Origin of the sequence: Rivularia sp. UHCC 0363, assembly GCF_034931125.1 — a bacterium.
Taxonomy (GTDB): Bacteria; Cyanobacteriota; Cyanobacteriia; order Cyanobacteriales; family Nostocaceae; genus Rivularia.
The window spans coordinates 27,350-43,914 of the sequence record NZ_JAYGHM010000065.1; the positions used below are offsets into that span (position 1 = coordinate 27,350).

Annotated in this window: 14 protein-coding genes; 10 read left to right on the forward strand and 4 right to left on the reverse strand. The window is 39.1% G+C overall.

The features are described 5' to 3' along the window. Window positions 1-49: 49 nt before the first annotated feature. Together cobN and VB797_RS27575 are read left to right on the forward strand one after the other, a co-directional pair. Entirely contained in the window at window positions 50-3,958 is a 3,909-nt protein-coding gene (gene cobN / locus VB797_RS27570; protein WP_323240959.1) for a cobaltochelatase subunit CobN, read from the forward strand. A 9-nt stretch (window positions 3,959-3,967) separates the two neighbouring features. After that, window positions 3,968-5,125, forward strand: coding sequence for a peptidoglycan-binding protein (locus VB797_RS27575; protein WP_323240960.1), 1,158 nt, complete (start codon window positions 3,968-3,970; stop codon window positions 5,123-5,125). A 115-nt stretch (window positions 5,126-5,240) separates the two neighbouring features. Here the strand turns inward: VB797_RS27575 and VB797_RS27580 are convergent, their stop codons facing one another. The 3 genes from VB797_RS27580 to VB797_RS27590 all read right to left on the reverse strand — a co-directional run bounded on the left by VB797_RS27580 (window position 5,241) and on the right by VB797_RS27590 (window position 8,903). Then, the gene (locus tag VB797_RS27580) at window positions 5,241-5,696 is read right to left on the reverse strand and encodes a Fur family transcriptional regulator (RefSeq protein WP_323240961.1); all 456 of its coding nucleotides are present in this window, start codon (window positions 5,694-5,696) and stop codon (window positions 5,241-5,243) included. A 544-nt stretch (window positions 5,697-6,240) separates the two neighbouring features. Beyond that, the gene (sigC, locus tag VB797_RS27585) at window positions 6,241-7,500 is read right to left on the reverse strand and encodes an RNA polymerase sigma factor SigC (RefSeq protein ID WP_323240962.1); all 1,260 of its coding nucleotides are present in this window, start codon (window positions 7,498-7,500) and stop codon (window positions 6,241-6,243) included. A 473-nt stretch (window positions 7,501-7,973) separates the two neighbouring features. Then, window positions 7,974-8,903: an NAD(P)H-dependent glycerol-3-phosphate dehydrogenase gene (locus VB797_RS27590; RefSeq protein WP_323240963.1), complete on the reverse strand. Its 930-nt coding sequence runs from the start codon at window positions 8,901-8,903 to the stop codon at window positions 7,974-7,976. 215 nt (window positions 8,904-9,118) lie between these two features. Between VB797_RS27590 and VB797_RS27595 the strand changes: the two genes are divergently transcribed. Further along, window positions 9,119-9,412, forward strand: a complete 294-nt coding sequence (locus VB797_RS27595; protein ID WP_323240964.1) for a DUF433 domain-containing protein — start codon at window positions 9,119-9,121, stop codon at window positions 9,410-9,412. Beyond that, window positions 9,409-9,753 (forward strand): DUF5615 family PIN-like protein, encoded by a 345-nt coding sequence (locus VB797_RS27600; RefSeq protein ID WP_323240965.1) that lies wholly within the window; start codon window positions 9,409-9,411, stop codon window positions 9,751-9,753. Before VB797_RS27595 ends, VB797_RS27600 begins: the two co-directional genes overlap by 4 nt. Window positions 9,754-9,775: 22 nt before the next feature. On the opposite strand, the gene VB797_RS27605 is transcribed toward VB797_RS27600, so the two are convergent. Next, entirely contained in the window at window positions 9,776-10,396 is a 621-nt protein-coding gene (locus VB797_RS27605) for a Uma2 family endonuclease (protein WP_323240966.1), read from the reverse strand. 300 nt (window positions 10,397-10,696) lie between these two features. Here VB797_RS27605 and VB797_RS27610 point away from each other — a divergent pair, with 300 nt between their 5' ends. The 6 genes from VB797_RS27610 (at window position 10,697) to VB797_RS27635 (ending at window position 15,929) form a co-directional block, all read left to right on the forward strand. Beyond that, the gene (locus VB797_RS27610) at window positions 10,697-12,028 is read left to right on the forward strand and encodes a DarT ssDNA thymidine ADP-ribosyltransferase family protein (RefSeq protein ID WP_323240967.1); all 1,332 of its coding nucleotides are present in this window, start codon (window positions 10,697-10,699) and stop codon (window positions 12,026-12,028) included. Window positions 12,029-12,061: 33 nt separating this feature from the next. Beyond that, complete coding sequence (locus VB797_RS27615) at window positions 12,062-12,790, forward strand: DarT1-associated NADAR antitoxin family protein (protein WP_323240968.1); 729 nt, start codon at window positions 12,062-12,064, stop codon at window positions 12,788-12,790. 229 nt (window positions 12,791-13,019) lie between these two features. Then, window positions 13,020-13,247 carry a DUF433 domain-containing protein gene (locus tag VB797_RS27620; RefSeq protein WP_323240969.1) on the forward strand — a complete coding sequence of 76 codons (228 nt, stop codon included), beginning with the start codon at window positions 13,020-13,022 and terminating at the stop codon, window positions 13,245-13,247. Beyond that, entirely contained in the window at window positions 13,234-13,986 is a 753-nt protein-coding gene (locus tag VB797_RS27625; RefSeq protein ID WP_323240970.1) for an SGNH/GDSL hydrolase family protein, read from the forward strand. The genes VB797_RS27620 and VB797_RS27625 overlap by 14 nt, the downstream gene beginning before the upstream one ends. Before the next feature lie 22 nt (window positions 13,987-14,008). Continuing rightward, entirely contained in the window at window positions 14,009-14,728 is a 720-nt protein-coding gene (locus VB797_RS27630) for a cytochrome b/b6 domain-containing protein (protein WP_323240971.1), read from the forward strand. Window positions 14,729-14,807: 79 nt separating this feature from the next. Next, window positions 14,808-15,929: a class I SAM-dependent RNA methyltransferase gene (locus VB797_RS27635; RefSeq protein WP_323240972.1), complete on the forward strand. Its 1,122-nt coding sequence runs from the start codon at window positions 14,808-14,810 to the stop codon at window positions 15,927-15,929. Window positions 15,930-16,565 lie beyond the last annotated feature (636 nt).

The following is a 16,565-nucleotide window of genomic DNA, read 5'->3' on the forward strand; positions in this document are numbered from 1 at the left end:
ACTTGCGGCCATTCCTGTAATTAATAGTGCAAGACGATAATAGGGAATTATGCATCGAATCAATACAAAGTCGAAAGAATTTAACTTACAGTCAGAAGAATTAATATTTCTAGAACAAACTGCTGCAAAGTTTGTATTTTTAACTTCAGCGGATACAGACATCCAGACAATAGCAGCCGCAATTTCTCAATTACCTCCTAACTTTGATGAAATTAGAGTTGCTAACTTACTAAATTTACAGCATCAAATAAGTATTGATAATTATGCGGAGCAAGTTTTAGAATTTGCCCAAGTGATTATTTTACGCTTATTAGGAGGAAGTTCTTACTGGTCTTATGGTTTAGAAGTTGTGTTGGAAATTGTGGAACGCAATCGCACTAATTTAATTGTAATTTCAGGAGACGATACTCTTGACCTCAATTTAATCTCTCATTCCACTTTACCTTTAGCTAAGGTCAACCAAATATCCCGGTATTTTACTCAGGGTGGCAAAATAAATTTTGCTAACGCTTTTAAGTTTATTGCTGATAATTGCTTTTCCACATCATTTAATCCCCCACCTCCCCAGGAAATACCGAAGTTTGGTTTTTATAATTGGAGCATGGGGAATGGGACAATTAACAATGTCTCCAAGGCAAAAGTTGGTATTTTGTTCTACCGCGCTCATTATTTATCAGGAAATACTTTAGTTATCGACGCTTTATGTGAAGCTTTAATTAAAAAAAATATAAATCCCGTTCCAGTTTTTATTTCTTCGCTGCGTGAAATCGATGTTCAACAAGAATTAAGCGAATTTTTACAAAATCAAGATGGAGAAAATATTTCTTTTATACTCAACACCACGAGTTTTTCTTTAGCACGTTTAGAAACAGAAAGACCATCTGTAGAATTGTGGGAAAAACTGGATGTTCCGGTGCTGCAAGTCATCCTCAGCAGCAGTTCTCTCGAACAATGGGAATCCTCCTCTCAAGGACTTTCACCCCGCGATATTGCCATGAATGTGGCGCTTCCAGAAGTTGATGGACGCATTATTAGTCGTGCTGTTTCTTTCAAAACCGTACAAAATAATAATTCGGCTTTACAAACTGATGTTGTAATCTATCAACCAGTTGCTTCGCGGATTGAATTTGTTGCAGATTTAGCAGCTAATTGGGTCAATTTACGTTATAAATCTCCCCAACAACGTCGTATAGCTTTAATTTTGGCAAATTATCCTACCCGCGACGGTCGCTTAGCAAACGGAGTCGGATTAGATACACCGCAAAGCTGCATCGAAATTTTGAAAGCCTTACAAAATGCCGGTTATCAAATAGAAAACTTACCCAAAAACGGAAACGAATTAATAGAATTACTTACCACAGGAGTTACAAACGACGCAGAAGCCAGATATTTAAGAAAAATACGGCAAAGTCTTTCTTCACAAGAATACCAAGAATATTTTGCTTCCCTACCAGAAGCTGTGCAGCAAGGTATTTCTCAAAGATGGGGAAATATTGAAGAGGATAAGGGGACAAGGGGACAAGGGGAAATGGAGAGTAATACCCAATTAACAATTACCAATTACCAATTACCTGTATCAGGTATCCAACTCGGTAACGTCTTCATCGGAATTCAGCCATCACGAGGCTACGATCTCGACCCCAGTTTGAATTATCATGCACCAGATTTAGAACCAACTCACGCTTATTTAGCTTTCTATCACTGGGTAAGAAAATGTTTTGGTGCTGATGCTGTGGTTCATGTGGGGAAACATGGAAATCTCGAATGGCTACCGGGTAAAAGCATTGCTTTATCAGAAAATTGCTATCCCGAAGTTGCTTTATCGACCCTCCCACACCTTTACCCCTTTATTGTCAACGACCCTGGGGAAGGTTCTCAAGCAAAACGTCGCGCTCAAGCTGTAATTATAGACCACCTCACTCCTCCGTTGACTCGTGCAGAACTTTACGGTCCCCTGATCAAGCTAGAAAATTTGGTCGATGAATATTACGAAGCGATTAATTTAGACCCCCAACGTTTACCAATTATTAATGAACGAATTACGCAATTAATTATTCAAGAAAATTTACATTTTGACTTAGAACTTAATACTGAAAAATTAGAAAATAACGTTTGCGATCGCATTTTAAACTGTTTAGATGGATATTTATGCGAATTAAAAGAGGCTCAAATTCGCGATGGTTTACATATATTTGGGAATTGTCCTCACGGAAAACAGTTGAGGGATTTGATTGTGGCGATCGCACGTCACCCAAATCGGCATCATTCGGGATTAACTCGGGCGATCGCGAAAGATCTAGGCTGGGATTTTGACCCATTGACAGAAAATCCGGCTCAAGTATTTGTCAGCGATACCGTACCTTGTCGGAATGTCGGTGATGCGATCGAACTTTTGGAAGAATACGCTGCTTGTCTTGTTGAAGAGTTAATTAGTGGTTGTTTTGTTGAAGAAATTAGTCTTAGTGAAGAAAATCTAGCCCTAAGCATGAAAAACCTCACCCCCTTCCCCTCTCCTTGCCAAGGAGAGGGGTGTCCGGCAGGACGGGGTGAGGTACCCCTTCAAATACAAGCTCCTGAATCCCAAACCAAACTAGTTATAGAATGGATTCGCTCCAATCTCCTACCTTCCTTGCAGCAAACTCACCTGGAAATTGACCATTTATTACGAGGACTTGACGGTAGATACGTTAAAAGCGCTCCAAGTGGCTCACCTACACGCGGTCGGCCGGAAGTTCTACCTACAGGTAATAACTTTTACTCAGTTGATATTCGTGCCGTACCCACCGAATCAGCCTGGGATGTCGGTAGAAAAGCCGCAGAGACTCTTGTCGAAACCTACACTCAAGAAAATGGTGAGTATCCAAGGACACTTGCTTTGTCCGTGTGGGGAACTGCTACAATGCGGACGGGGGGGGATGACATTGCTCAAGCATTGGCTTTACTGGGAGTACAGCCAGTGTGGGATGGTGCAACTCGCAGAGTAGTGGATTTTGAAATTTTACCGATATCGATTTTACAGCGTCCCCGCGTCGATGTGACATTGAGAATATCTGGTTTCTTCCGGGACGCTTTTCCCAACTTAATCGAACTGTTTGATCGAGCAGTAATCGCAGTAGCAGCCTTAGACGAATTGCCCGAGTACAATCCCTTAGCCGCACAGGTAAGCTCTGAAACAGAACTTTGGATTAAACAAGGATTAAATAAAGAGGCCGCACAAACGCGATCGCAGTATCGGATTTTTGGTAGTAAGGGAGGAGCTTATGGTGCTGGTTTACAAGGGTTGATTGAATCTCAAAATTGGCATACAGATGAAGATTTAGCCCGTGCTTACATCAACTGGAGTTGCTATGCTTACACGGGCAAAGGTTTTTGCTTTTCTGCACCCGAAGCATTCGAGCAGCGTCTAGTAAGAATGCAAGTTGTGTTGCATAATCAAGACAATCGCGAACATGATTTGTTAGATTCCGATGATTATTACCAGTTTCAGGGTGGGTTAACAGCAGCAGTGCGATCGTTAACAGGGAAAAATCCCCAAACATATTTTGGCGATAATTCTATTCCGTTCTTACCAAAAGTTCGTAAGCTTCAACAAGAAATAGCTAGGGTGTACCGTTCGCGAGTTGTCAATCCCAAATGGCTTGAAGGAATGATGCGTCACGGTTACAAAGGTGCATTTGAAATCGCGGCGACAGTAGATTATTTATTCGCCTACGATGCTACCGCGAACTGTGTAGAAGACCATATGTATCAGGGAATTGCCCAAGCTTACCTTTTCGATCCAAATGTCTGTGAATTCATCGAGAAGAACAATCCTCATGCCCTGCGTGATATTGCGGAAAGATTATTAGAAGCATACCAGCGCGGTTTGTGGCAGGATGTAAATATACCAACATTAGATAATTTACGAAACCTGGTTCACCAAGCAGAAGCAGCAATTGAAGAAAAATCGGTGGTGTAAGAGAAAAATATGGAAAATCTTGCGTATTTACACTTAGCTGGAGTTTATGAAGACCCCTCAACCAGTGAATTGGTTTACCTTAATTCCTGGTTGAAAAATTCACAAACCCCAGATTTGAAACGTTTTTCGAGTAAGGCTTGGGGGTATATGTTACCTCTAGTCTTGACTATCTCGATTCTGAGCATTGCCAGCAGCGCTCTCGCACTGCAAAAGGGAGATAGAGGTCCCTCCGTCAAAAATTTACAACAAGATTTACAAAAGGCTGGTTTTTATCAAGCCCCTGTTACTCAGGTATATGACATTAAAACAGAAGATGCTGTTAAGCGCTTTCAAAAGGCTGCTAGCATCGGCGTTGATGGTGTAGCCGGACCTTCTACATTACAACAATTAGAAGGCTGGCAGGCGGCTGTAACGATAAATACTAGAGCCGCTCAGAAAAAACCAGTTGTTACGGAGCAAAGCAAACCGCCGACACCCTCTCCTAAGATTGCGACAAATACTACTAAGCGCAGCAATCCCAACTTGTTGGCTAAGGGTGATGAAGGTGAAGCCGTTCAAGCTTTACAGGAAAGGTTACGAGTATCGGGATTTTATTACGGTAACTCGACGGGGATTTACGGACCGATTACCGAAGATGCCGTGAAACGGTTCCAAAGGGCTTATGGTTTGGATGTTGACGGTATCGTCGGAACGGAGACGCTAACTAAGTTACCGCCAATTGGCGTTGGCTATGGTGATGAAGATGCTCCCAAAAGCATGACGATTGCCGCGACCAGACGTAACAAAGAGTTCCTTGGCTTAGGCGATCGCGGCGAACCTGTAAGAATCTTGCAAGCACAGTTAATCAAAGCCGGATATTTGAAGGGAGAACCAAACGGTTATTTCGGTCCTTATACTGCGGATGCAGTGAAGCGATTCCAAGATAGCAATTATTTAGCAGCTAGCGGTATTGCCGGACCGACTACTCGCGGTAAACTGTATCGAAATGTAAATGATGCAGAAAAAGCTGAGTTTAATGTTTTGGAGATCCAAAGACGCTTGCAATCACGAGGCTTCTATAAGGGTTCTCTGAACGGAGTAATGAGTAAAGATACTCAAAGCGCGATTAAACAAGCTCAGGAGTTTTACGGTGTTAGTTTGAAGGATGTGAAAAACGGACGTTTTTAGCATCCGTTTCGTTGAAGATGAGCAGTAACCCTTGTCCCGATAGGTAAAAAACTGCTCGCCTTTTTGCAAGAAACACATCCCATAAAACTATTCAAATATATAACACTCCCAGGTGTTACAAAGGCATTAATGCCCGCTGGCACTTGGGACATACCCCGTGAATAGTTAACTGACAGTCAAGAAGATGATAGCCATCTTTTTGAGAAGTCTTTAACCCAATTTTCAAAATCGAATCGTTCTTGAACTCGGTAGTCGTGTTACACCTAACACAAATTAAGTGATGGTGATGGTGAGGATAAGGCTGGTTAAGCTCATAATGTTTATGACCCTCACCCAGTTCTAGTTCCCGCAAAATTCCCATACGTGCCATCAATTTTAAAGTGCGATAAATTGTGGAAAGACTTATTCCTTCATTATCGACTTGTAACCTTTGATAAAGATCCTCAGCACTCAGATGCTCCCCTTGAGGAAGCTCCTGAAAAATGTGTAGAATCACTTCTCTCTGAGGTGTTAAACGCCAACCTCGTTCGTTGAGTTCTGCTTTAAGCGAAGTAGTAGTGTAAATAGTCATACTAGTTTTTCTCAACAAACCCCATCAATTGCGAATATAGCAAATAAATCCACCTGTTTGCAATAATTCTAGATTGTTGAGAATCATTATGAATTACTTTAGGTAGAATTAAAACTGATATCGACGCATATCAAACAAGAAATTAAAAATGTAATTCCCATTGCCGCGAATATTTTAAGAGAAATTATCGGCAAGCTTTCTGGATAACATAGCTAGGGAAAGCTGTGATCGCGAGCTATTTTATGATTTATAAGGGAATCGAAGAAATAATATAGTGTCGGGATGGACAATTTTGGATTTTAGATTGGCTCTAGGAATCGGCACGTACTTTTATCTAAAATTATTACGCCTAAAGAAACAAATAATTAATTATTATAACGAGGGTATGCAGTAACGCTTTACATATATCTATATGTTAGTTGTTCGTAAAGAGAAATGACTGGCGCGGCGGAACAAAATGTTGTGAAAATGGGGAAACCACTTAAAACTCGATTACGAGTGGCTTCCCAAAGCCGCGCTGATTCATTCACTTGTAAACAGTATTCTAACTGAGGGATTCTAGGTAATCGCGAATCAAGTTGCGTCGCTTGGGTTGACGTAGCTTTTGTAAAGCCTTAGATTCTATTTGTCTAACACGTTCGCGGGATAAATCGAGAGCGCGTCCAATTTCAGCAAGAGAGTAAGGATGACCATCAGCCAAACCAAAACGCATGAGAATTACATCGCGTTCGCGAGTAGTTAAATCTGCCAAAAGATTTTGCAAGTCTCTTTGGAGAGATTCTCGCATCAGCATTTCTTCTGGTGTTACACCATCGGTTTCGAGTAATTCACCTAATTCGGTATCTTTATCTTTACCTACTTTGGTTTCAAGAGAAACAGAACGAGGAACTCTTAATAAAACTTCTCGTACTTGAGCGGGAGTCATTTCCAACTCAACAGCCAAGTCTTCCAAAGTCGGAGTCCGACCTTTTTCTTGAGCAATTTTACGTTGAGCTTTTTTGATTTTGTTTAACTTTTCGGTGATATGGACTGGTAGACGGATAGTACGGCTAGAAGTCGCGATCGCTCTAGTGATACCTTGACGAATCCACCAGTAAGCATAAGTACTAAAGCGATAACCTTTAGTTGGGTCAAACTTTTCTACCGCTCTTTCCAGACCTAAAGTACCTTCTTGAACTAAATCCAATAATTCCAAGCCGCGATTTTGATATTTCTTCGCAACAGAAACTACAAGACGAAGATTCGCCTTAATCATGTGTTCCTTAGCTTGGAGTCCTTGGGTTTGAGTTTGTTCAAGCTCCTGTACGGTCATATTAGCGGTTTGGGCCCATTGGCGTTTACCTTGAGACAAAGCGCCTTTTAGCTCAGATTCCTCAATCCCAGCAGTGTTTGCCCATCTTTTCATCGAAGGGCGATGTCCTAATTCAGATGTCAAACGTTCTTGAGCTTCAACTATTCTCAAATAATCAGCAAGTAATTCATCACCTTGATTTGCAGCTTCGGATAATAGTATCCGTAACTTCAAATAACGTTGGACTTTTTGAGCTTCTGAAACCTCTTCATCTCGACCTAATAACCGAACTCTGCCAATTTCTTGAAGATATAAACGAACTAAATCCGTACTGCGGGTTTTTGTACTAGCATTCAAATTTGCAGTATGCTCAGAAGCTATGTCTAGCTGTTCTAAGTCCTCATCCTTGGGAACTTCCGTATCATCAACGGCTAATTCCGGTTCAAAATCTTGAGAGGATTTTCGAGTTTCGTAAGCGGCATCGGCATCGGCATAAAAAGATGTTGCTGGCATAAGAATTTCTCAATGGCTCCAGGTAACAATTATTAGCAGTGAAAGCTAATCAACTGTTGCTATTGTTCCCGCGATTAACGGAGAACTAACATTATTTAGAAATTAATTTGGCTTTTTTTTGAAATAAAACCATACTGATTTCATTTGATACTCATTTAAGTTAAGCGTATTAGTCCAGTAATTAATTTGAACCAACAGTAATCCAAATGCTTAACTAGACTGCTATTAACCGGCTGAGTCAGTTAAATTTACAGCTTCAAAATATTGACAGTAGCGAATACAACATGGTATAAAGATAGACAAGTAAAGAAGTTATAAATCATAGTCATAGTTATATATACATAGCTATAAAAGTTATTTCCTGACGAAATTTTTTTTAATCGTCAGGGAATCTTGGGATTTCAGGTCAAAGGTGAGGAGTTAGGAGTTATTTTTCCCTTCTACTCCCTCTCCCTTCAATGCCCAATCTTCAACTAATAGTTATATTCGGGTTTAATATCTCGCTTCATTAAATCCATTAGTGCTTGTCGTGGAGTGACTTCGGCTTTAAGCAGACGGTAAACTTCCTGAGTAATCGGCATCGAAATATTTTGTTGTTTAGCACGTTGCACCAAAACTTCAGATGTATTTACCCCTTCAGCGGTTTCTTGAAGTTGAGAAAGAACTTCTGCCAGAGTCTTACCTTGTCCTAACTGATATCCGACCTGGTAATTACGACTTAAAGGGCTGTTACAGGTTGCTAATACATCACCTAGACCCGATAAACCGTAAAATGTTTCCGGCTTCGCACCCCAATGTACGCCGATACGAACCATTTCAGTCAGCCCGCGAGTCAGTAGCGCGGCTTTGGCATTAGTTCCCAACTGCAAACCATCACATACACCAGCGGCGATCGCCATCACATTTTTTAAGGTTCCACCTAATTCCACTCCCAAAGGGTCGGAATTTGTATAAACTCGAAACCGAGTTGAATTAAATACCAATTGCACAGATTCCGCTGCACTTTCAATATTGCTCGCAACTACAGTCGCTGCTGGTAATTCCTGGGTAATTTCCTTGGATAAATTAGGACCGCATAAAACCACTACTGGATTATGAGGAAAAGTGTCTTGCCAAATTTGCGAAGGTGTGCAGGTAGTTTCGGGGTCTAAACCTTTAGTAGCGGTGACAAAAATAGTTTGAGGAGAAATAGATAAAGATTGTAATTGAGAAGCAACATCTCTTACACCTTTCATAGAAACAGCGCTGAGAATAATATCCGCACCTTCCACCGTTTGTGCTAAAGTTTCCGCACCGCGACGCGAGAATATTTTTACGTTGTGAGCATTGGTTTGAGCGAGAGTTGCTAGGGCTTTTCCCCAAGCACCCGCACCGAGAATAGCTACTGATTTTGGGTTAGTCATAAAACTTTGTTTTCGGGCAGGCAGGGATGCCCACCCCACAAGAGTGTATTGGAATCAAATAAATAATATTGTTTTAGCGTTACGCACTAATAATAAGCGATCAAAATATCCATTATCTTTTAAATCTTCTCAAACTGCTGTTGAGTGGGTAGTTCTATATTGAATGATTTTGATAGACTACAGGGAAAGCCACTGCGTATAGCAGGATTCGTTGTATGTTTGCCGAAACTTCTTCACGTTACGTTACGCGCAACCCTGAAATTTTGGGTGGAGAGCCAATTATTACAGGTACTCGTACTTCCGTTCGTGCCATTGTTAGTTTATGGCGATTGGGCATTATGCCAGAAGAAATATTGAACCATTTGCCTCATTTAACACTGGCACAGGTGTTTGATGCGTTAAGTTTTTATCTGGATTATCAAGCTCTTATTAATAAGTACATTGAGCAAAATCGAGTACCAGATGAATTAGTTCATCCGTCAGTAAAAGCTGGATTGAACAGGCAATGACAACCTTTGCAGCGCTTTACACGGATGAAGATATGTCAGCATTAGTTGGGACACTTTTAAGTTCCCGTGGGTTAGATGTTACAACTGTTCCTGAACAAGCAACTATCGGTAAGACTGATGCAGAACAACTTGAATTTGCAACTTCTTTAGGCAGATGTTTTTTAACTCATAATCGAGTTGATTTTGAACGATTACATCTTCAATATATAGAGCAAAGCAAAGAGCATTGCGGGATTATCATTGTACCTCAGAAAAATGCCTATGAAGTAGCGCAGCGGATTGGTATTTTAGTAAATGCGTTAACGGCTGATGAAATTAAGAATCAGCTATTGTACGTTTAATGATTTTTATTATTAACGAACGCTATACCGCACCAGCTTGAAAAATTTGATTAGCTGTAAGTTTTAAATCGGGAAATGTTTGAGAAACAATTTGCTCGTTATTTTGAAACTTATTTATCCGATATTCCCCATCAATTAAGTTACATATAGAAATTGTTGGTTGTTTGGGATTTCCAATAAAATTACGTCCACCTAACGCTGCATAATCTACAATCCAATATTCGGGAATACCGATCTCCTCATAGTCAGCATATTTAAAGTGGTAATCATCGCGCCAATTAGTTGATACAACCTCAATTACCAAAGGTATTGATGCAGCATTAGTAAGAGTAGATGCTTTTTTCCATAGTGGTTCGTTGATCAAATTTGCGCGATTTAACACCAAAATATTTGGGAAATAGCCAGTATCTTTTTGAGGAGGTTTGACTATAACTTTATTAGGGATACTGTAAGGCAAGTTTAATCGGTCAATTAAAGCACTAAGCTTTATCGTCAAAAAGCCTGTAACTTCCTCATGTTCCCCTACTGGTTGCGCTATTTCGACGATATTTCCATTGTGTAGTTCGTAGCGTACCCCGGAATTTTCAGGTAGGCAATCTATAAATTCTTCAAATGTTACTAGTTTGGGTGGGGCTTGAGTCATTGGTGGATAATTAATGCTTTGAAAATATTATCTCTAATTAAAGGGGTTGGGGAGAGTTTTATTGTGGTTGATATCAAGTCTGTTGGTACTGAGGACAATTCCGCCACAGTTTACAACCATAGTAAAAATACGTATTAAAAACTAATTAATTATTTTATTTGACCAAATTTGTTAAGTATATTTTTCATAAAATATTGTCACTTTACTTTAATTTCCCTGCTATTATTTTTTCCCTCATGGGTACCCTACCAATATAAGCATAGTCTTCTAAGGGGATTAACCTACCATGAGGTTAAAGCAGTGACAATATATTTTGGTAGTGTCCAAAAATACAATGCGGAAAGGGGATTTGGGTTTGTTAAGCGTACCCTGAACAGCAAACAATCAACACGAGAAGTTTTCTTTCACATTAAGACAATTAGGTGCAAATCCTATGAGTTAGCTCAAAAGCTAGACAATGGTTCATATGATGGTGTCAGTTTTTTGTATGAAGTTGAGAAGACTGATAAAGGTGAACAGGTAAGTAAGCTGTGGTTAAGTGCAGAAGATATACCAAGTAAAGAATTAGATAGTCTGACAGCAAAGATTCAAGGATTATGGCACGATATAGACGCTCCTACTCCTGATTGGCTCAATCAAGTAACGCTTTTATTAGTTGGGCAAATTCGTACAGATGATTTAATTCATGAACGGGAGAGATTACAACGTGAAAGAAAAGAAGCTGAGGAAGAAGAACGAAAGAAAAGAAAAGCAGAACGCTTAAAGCGCTTAGAAGCTATTCGAGAAAAGGAACGTTTAGAAGCTGAACGACGAAGAAAAAAGGAAGCTGAACGTCTAAAGTATTTAAAATATCTTCAAGAAAAAGAATGTTTAGAAGCAGAGCAACGGAGAAAACACGAAGCCGAACGTAAAGCGCAGATTCAAGCTGCTCAAGAAACAGAACGCATTGCAGCAGAGCAACAGCGTCAAACCAGATTACAATTACGTGCATCCGAGATACAAAAAATATGTCAGATGTATGGAATTGAAGTATTGGTACACTTTACCCATATCGCTAATCTAAATAGTATTTTGCAGCATGGTTTATTAGGACGATCGCAACTTGAAAGTATGTCATGGGTGGAGGCACCTAAGTATAATGACATTCACCGTCTAGATGGACAGCGAGAAGCCATCTGCTTGGGCATCAGCTTTCCTAACTACAAAATGTTTTACAAGTATAGTTTTAATAATCGTTCAGATTGGGTCGTTTTGCTTCTCAAACCCTCTATCCTATGGGAACTAGATTGCAAATTTTATCGAGAAAATGCAGCTTCAAACAATGCCAAAGAAAATATTACAGAAAAAAGAACTCAGGCAAGGAAACAACCTGAAGCTTTAATACATATGTTCTCGGATTATGAACATATTAAACGTGAAGCTTTAGAAATACCTTCGTATTTTACAACTCATCCTCAAGCTGAAGTGCTTGTTTTTAATCAAATTTCTACTCAGTATATTGATGTAGTTCATTTCCACAGTTTAGATGTTAGAAAACAATGGGCAAACCTAAATCCAGGGAATTATTCACAAACTTTTTATGCTGGATATCGTGATTATTTTTCCCCCAGACAAGATTGGCAAATGTGGTAAACCAGAATTATTCTTCTAATCGTAAGGTGAATTATGGCTAAACGACCTATTTTTATCCCTAATTTAAAAGGCTTTCCCTTTGTGAAAGAGAGTTTACTTGAATTTGAATGGCACCCTGGTTTTGCAAAAGTACAAGCTCAGAAATCAATAGCCTCTCTGCATCAGGCAGCCGCTGAAGCTAAAATAACCCCAGTCTTAGAGATATCCTCTAAATCGAATGAGGAGGTAGGAGTTTCTTTGAGTGCCTTTAATCTAAAGATGATAAAGGATGAAAAAAGTATTTCAGTTGAATGTGCATATCAAGGTAGTAAGATTTTCGCAAATGGCGGTCCTTTTTCCGATTTATATTCTGTCTCTAGCAAAGAAGCTAAAACTGATGAAAGGCTGCGTAATTCTGGTAATTTTGTAGGTTATGAATTTTTTGGAGAAAATTTTATTATTAATCCGGTCACAGCGTTTTATGATTGGCTATATTTAACTGCACTTTCACAAAATCCAAGTTTAGCTAATAAGTTATTTGATTATAAGGGTTTTTCTGATATTGCATTTAATCCTAAAAAATCATTTAACTGTCAGGCAAGAGCAGCCGCTTTATTTGTTTCTCTATGCCACAATGATGAAATAGATCGTATTGTCGAAGATAAAAATTACTATATTGATTTAATCACAAACAATAATTCAAATAATGTATCATCTATGGAAAATAAAAAAAAGAGTAGTAAAAGTAAAGAGCAATATTTACAACCTGAGTTACCTTTCTAGGTCTTTATCTGTTGTCACTACAACCCCGGTAGAGTAAACATTAAAATCTGAAGCGTAAAGTTGCAGAAGTTATTTATATAGATATGATTCGCTTCCATAATTTTAGCTTTTCAAGCGCGATCGCCATAAATTCCCCTATCCCCAAAATCACTTAAAAATAACTAAACTGCATACCCATATCCCAAGCTAGGATTAAGAAATCACTCACAAGGGCGATCACTTAAAATTTATGTCTTCAAAACAGCGTGTTGTGCATAGCCATCCTGAAATATTAGGGGGAACGCCTGTATTTATTAGTACTTGCGTACCGATTAAAACCTTGCTTGATTATCTGGAAGCAGGTGACTCTTTGAATGAATTTATTGACCACTTCCCCAGGGTTAGTCGGGAGCAGGCAATTGAAGCGTTGGAATTAGCCAAGGAAATAGCCAATTTACAAAAATATGGCATCAAATAAACTTTTTATTCTGTTAACTTCCCTTTTATTATTAATGTTAGGAGGTTCAATCGCTTTCAATATTCTTCTCTTCAACCAAGCTAAAAAATATTACCTCGAAGTTAATGAAACTCGTTTAGATCCTTCTGGATTAAGTCACTATCCTCTAAATCTCAAGAAAGCTACCGATAGTAAAATTCGTGTTGTTTTCTTCGGTGACTCCAGAGCAGAAAATTGGATATCACCTAAAATAAGTGGATATGAGTTTATCAATCGTGGAATTTCCTCTCAAACTTCGGTGCAGACAGTTGAGCGGTTTAGATATCACGTTAATTCTTTACAACCTAATATAGTAATTATTCAAGTTGGTGTTAACGATTTGAAAACTATTGCTTTGTTTCCAGAACGTAGAGAATCAATTGTTGCTAATTGTCGCAGCAATATTAAGCGAATTGTAGATGAATCTAAAAATTTAGGTGCAGTAATAGTCTTGACTACTATTTTTCCGGTGGGGGAAGCACCACTTCAGCGCAAGCCTTTTTGGTCGGATGATATAGCTAAGGCTGTTAATGAAGTGAATGCTTATATAGCTACATTAGCGGAAGATAAAGTTATCATATTTGATGCTTTTTCTATTCTTGCCGATAGTCAAGGAATGATGTTGAAATATGGCTCGGATGAACTGCATTTAAATAACCAAGGATATGAAATACTCAACAAAGAACTGGTGCAGCTACTTGATAAAATCAAATCAAAGTAATGATTATTAACGATCTAATTTTATGTCGCCGAAATTTTCTCAACCTTATCAACCATTATTATTACGTATTCTTCACGGCTTAATTGGCTTATTTACGATTGGGGCAATTATTACTGCTTTTTGGACTTATGATGTTTTTGATGGACGATGGGGAAAAATTTCGCTACCTAAATTTACGGAGATTGAAGGTATTCATGGCACATTTGGAGTATGGACATTAATAATATTTCCTCTATTTGCTGTTTATGCTTTTCACAGAGGACAACAAAGATTAATTCAGCCGGATTCTTTTACTAAACTGACTGATTTTGCAAAACCAATTTGGTGGTATACTCTGCATCGATTAGTTAATACTTTGAGTATTTTAGCAGTTACTTTTGCTGTTTGCTCTGGCAGGATGATGGACGAAAAATGGCTACCTCAAGGAGAACTTAATCATTCTTGGTATTATGCCCATCTTATTTCTTGGCTAATCTTAGTAACTTGTATCGGGCTTCATCTATTACTGAGTATTAAAGTTGGAGGTGTACCTTTAATTTTATCAATGATTAATTGGCGATTTCGTAGTAAAGATAGTCCTGGTTTGTGGCGAAAAAATTTTGATAATTGGCGTGATAATTTTGACGTTAGGATAATTAAGCAATGGCTATCATCTCTTTCGCTGCTTAAAATTATCGAAATTTTCGTATTTATTACTATAGTCTCAGCTTTGATATTTTCGCTAATTAAAGAAATTGGTTAATTAATTGTTTAATTTGCTGTTTAATCAAGCTTTATGTTTTACTGTTTCTCTATTAACTTTTAAATAATTACTTGAATATATGGAGTATTTTGCAACGGTTGCTCGTGGATTGGAAGAACTTGCAGCTAAGGAATTAGAAGAATTAGGTGCTAGCTCGGTAGAACCTGGATTTTGCGGTGTTGGATTTAGTGGCGATCGCACTCTACTTTATCGGGTTAATCTTTGGGCAAGATTACCGTTCCGCATTTTAGTTAAACTGGATGAATTCCCTTGCAAAACTCCAGATGACCTTTACAAGGGTATCCAAAATATTGATTGGCAAAATTATCTGACACCAGAGCAGACGTTAGCGGTAAACGCTACGGGCAAAAACGACGAACTCAACCACACGCATTTTACAGCGCTTCAAGTAAAAAACGCGATCGTTGACCAGCAACAACAAGATTTTGGCGAACGTTCTGATGTTGAGCTTTACGATCCAGATTTACGGATTAATGTCCATATCCGTGGTTACTTTTGTACCCTTAGCCTTGATAGTTCTGGCAGTAGTTTACACCGTCGAGGTTATCGTCCTGCGGTGGGAGCGGCACCCTTAAAGGAATCTTTAGCGGCTGCTTTGATTCAACTTTCGGGTTGGCAGCCAGAACAAATGTTCTATGACCCGCTGTGTGGTTCTGGAACTTTACCGATAGAAGCTTGTTTAAAAGCGCTGAATATTGCACCCGGTTTGTTTCGGGAGTCCTTTGGATTTGAAACCTGGAGCGACTTTGATCTACCCCTTTTGGAAAAATTGATTGCAGAAGCCCAAGCGAGTCAATTAGATACGCTTCCGGCATCGATTTGGGGGAGCGATCGCGATCAAGAAGTCATCGAGCAAGCAAAAGAAAATGCCACAAACTGCGGTGTTGACGATCGCATTTGGTTATCTCAGATGGAGCTTTCCGAAGTTGTTGCACCCGCAGACACTGGTGTAATATTATGCAATCCACCCTATGGCGATCGTTTGGGACGAGATAGCGATTTAGAAGCATTTTACAAACTTTTGGGCAGCGTACTTAAACAGCAATTCAAAGGCTGGACTGCATTTGTGCTGAGTGGTAACAAGAAATTGTCTCAATCAATTGGATTGAAATCATCGGATCGGATTACGGTATATAACGGCACTTTGCCCTGTCAGTTGATGAAGTATGAGTTGTATTAAGAAATTTTTGCAGAGTGACGCATTGACGCGGAGCTTCTTCTCGAAGGGTAGGTAAATGCGGAGGAGCGCTGAGTATTGAGAATCATCTGGTAATATTAAAACAATAGATGATGCTGACCCCATGTTCTTTGCTTGATAGTTGCTTGATAGTTGCGCTAACCTGTGGGTGTTTTTTTTGAAGTGTCTTTTTTAAAGCTTGAAATGATTACTGTATATAGGTTTGATGGCTATTTCTCTAAACATGAGGTTAGCGCAGTCGTTGAAATCATTGCCCCGATTATGTTTGAGGGCATTTTACTCAACCGCCTCTTGACAAGTCGATGGCTGAAACGCTATTTTTATATTGATCGGCGCAACAGTACCTTGAAAACTATATACAGTAAACCTTCTACAGCGAGCCATTGCAATTAACATTAATCCCTATTAGGGATTGAAACTCTGAGATACGTTTCGCCAAACTTACTAATAATTGCAATTAACATTAATCCCTATTAGGGATTGAAACTGATAAGAGCATCAGTCATTGAAGCTTTATTTAGAATTGCAATTAACATTAATCCCTATTAGGGATTGAAACCATACTCAGGGCGTGACATTGTAATCGATGAAGCATTGCAATTAACATTAATCCCTATT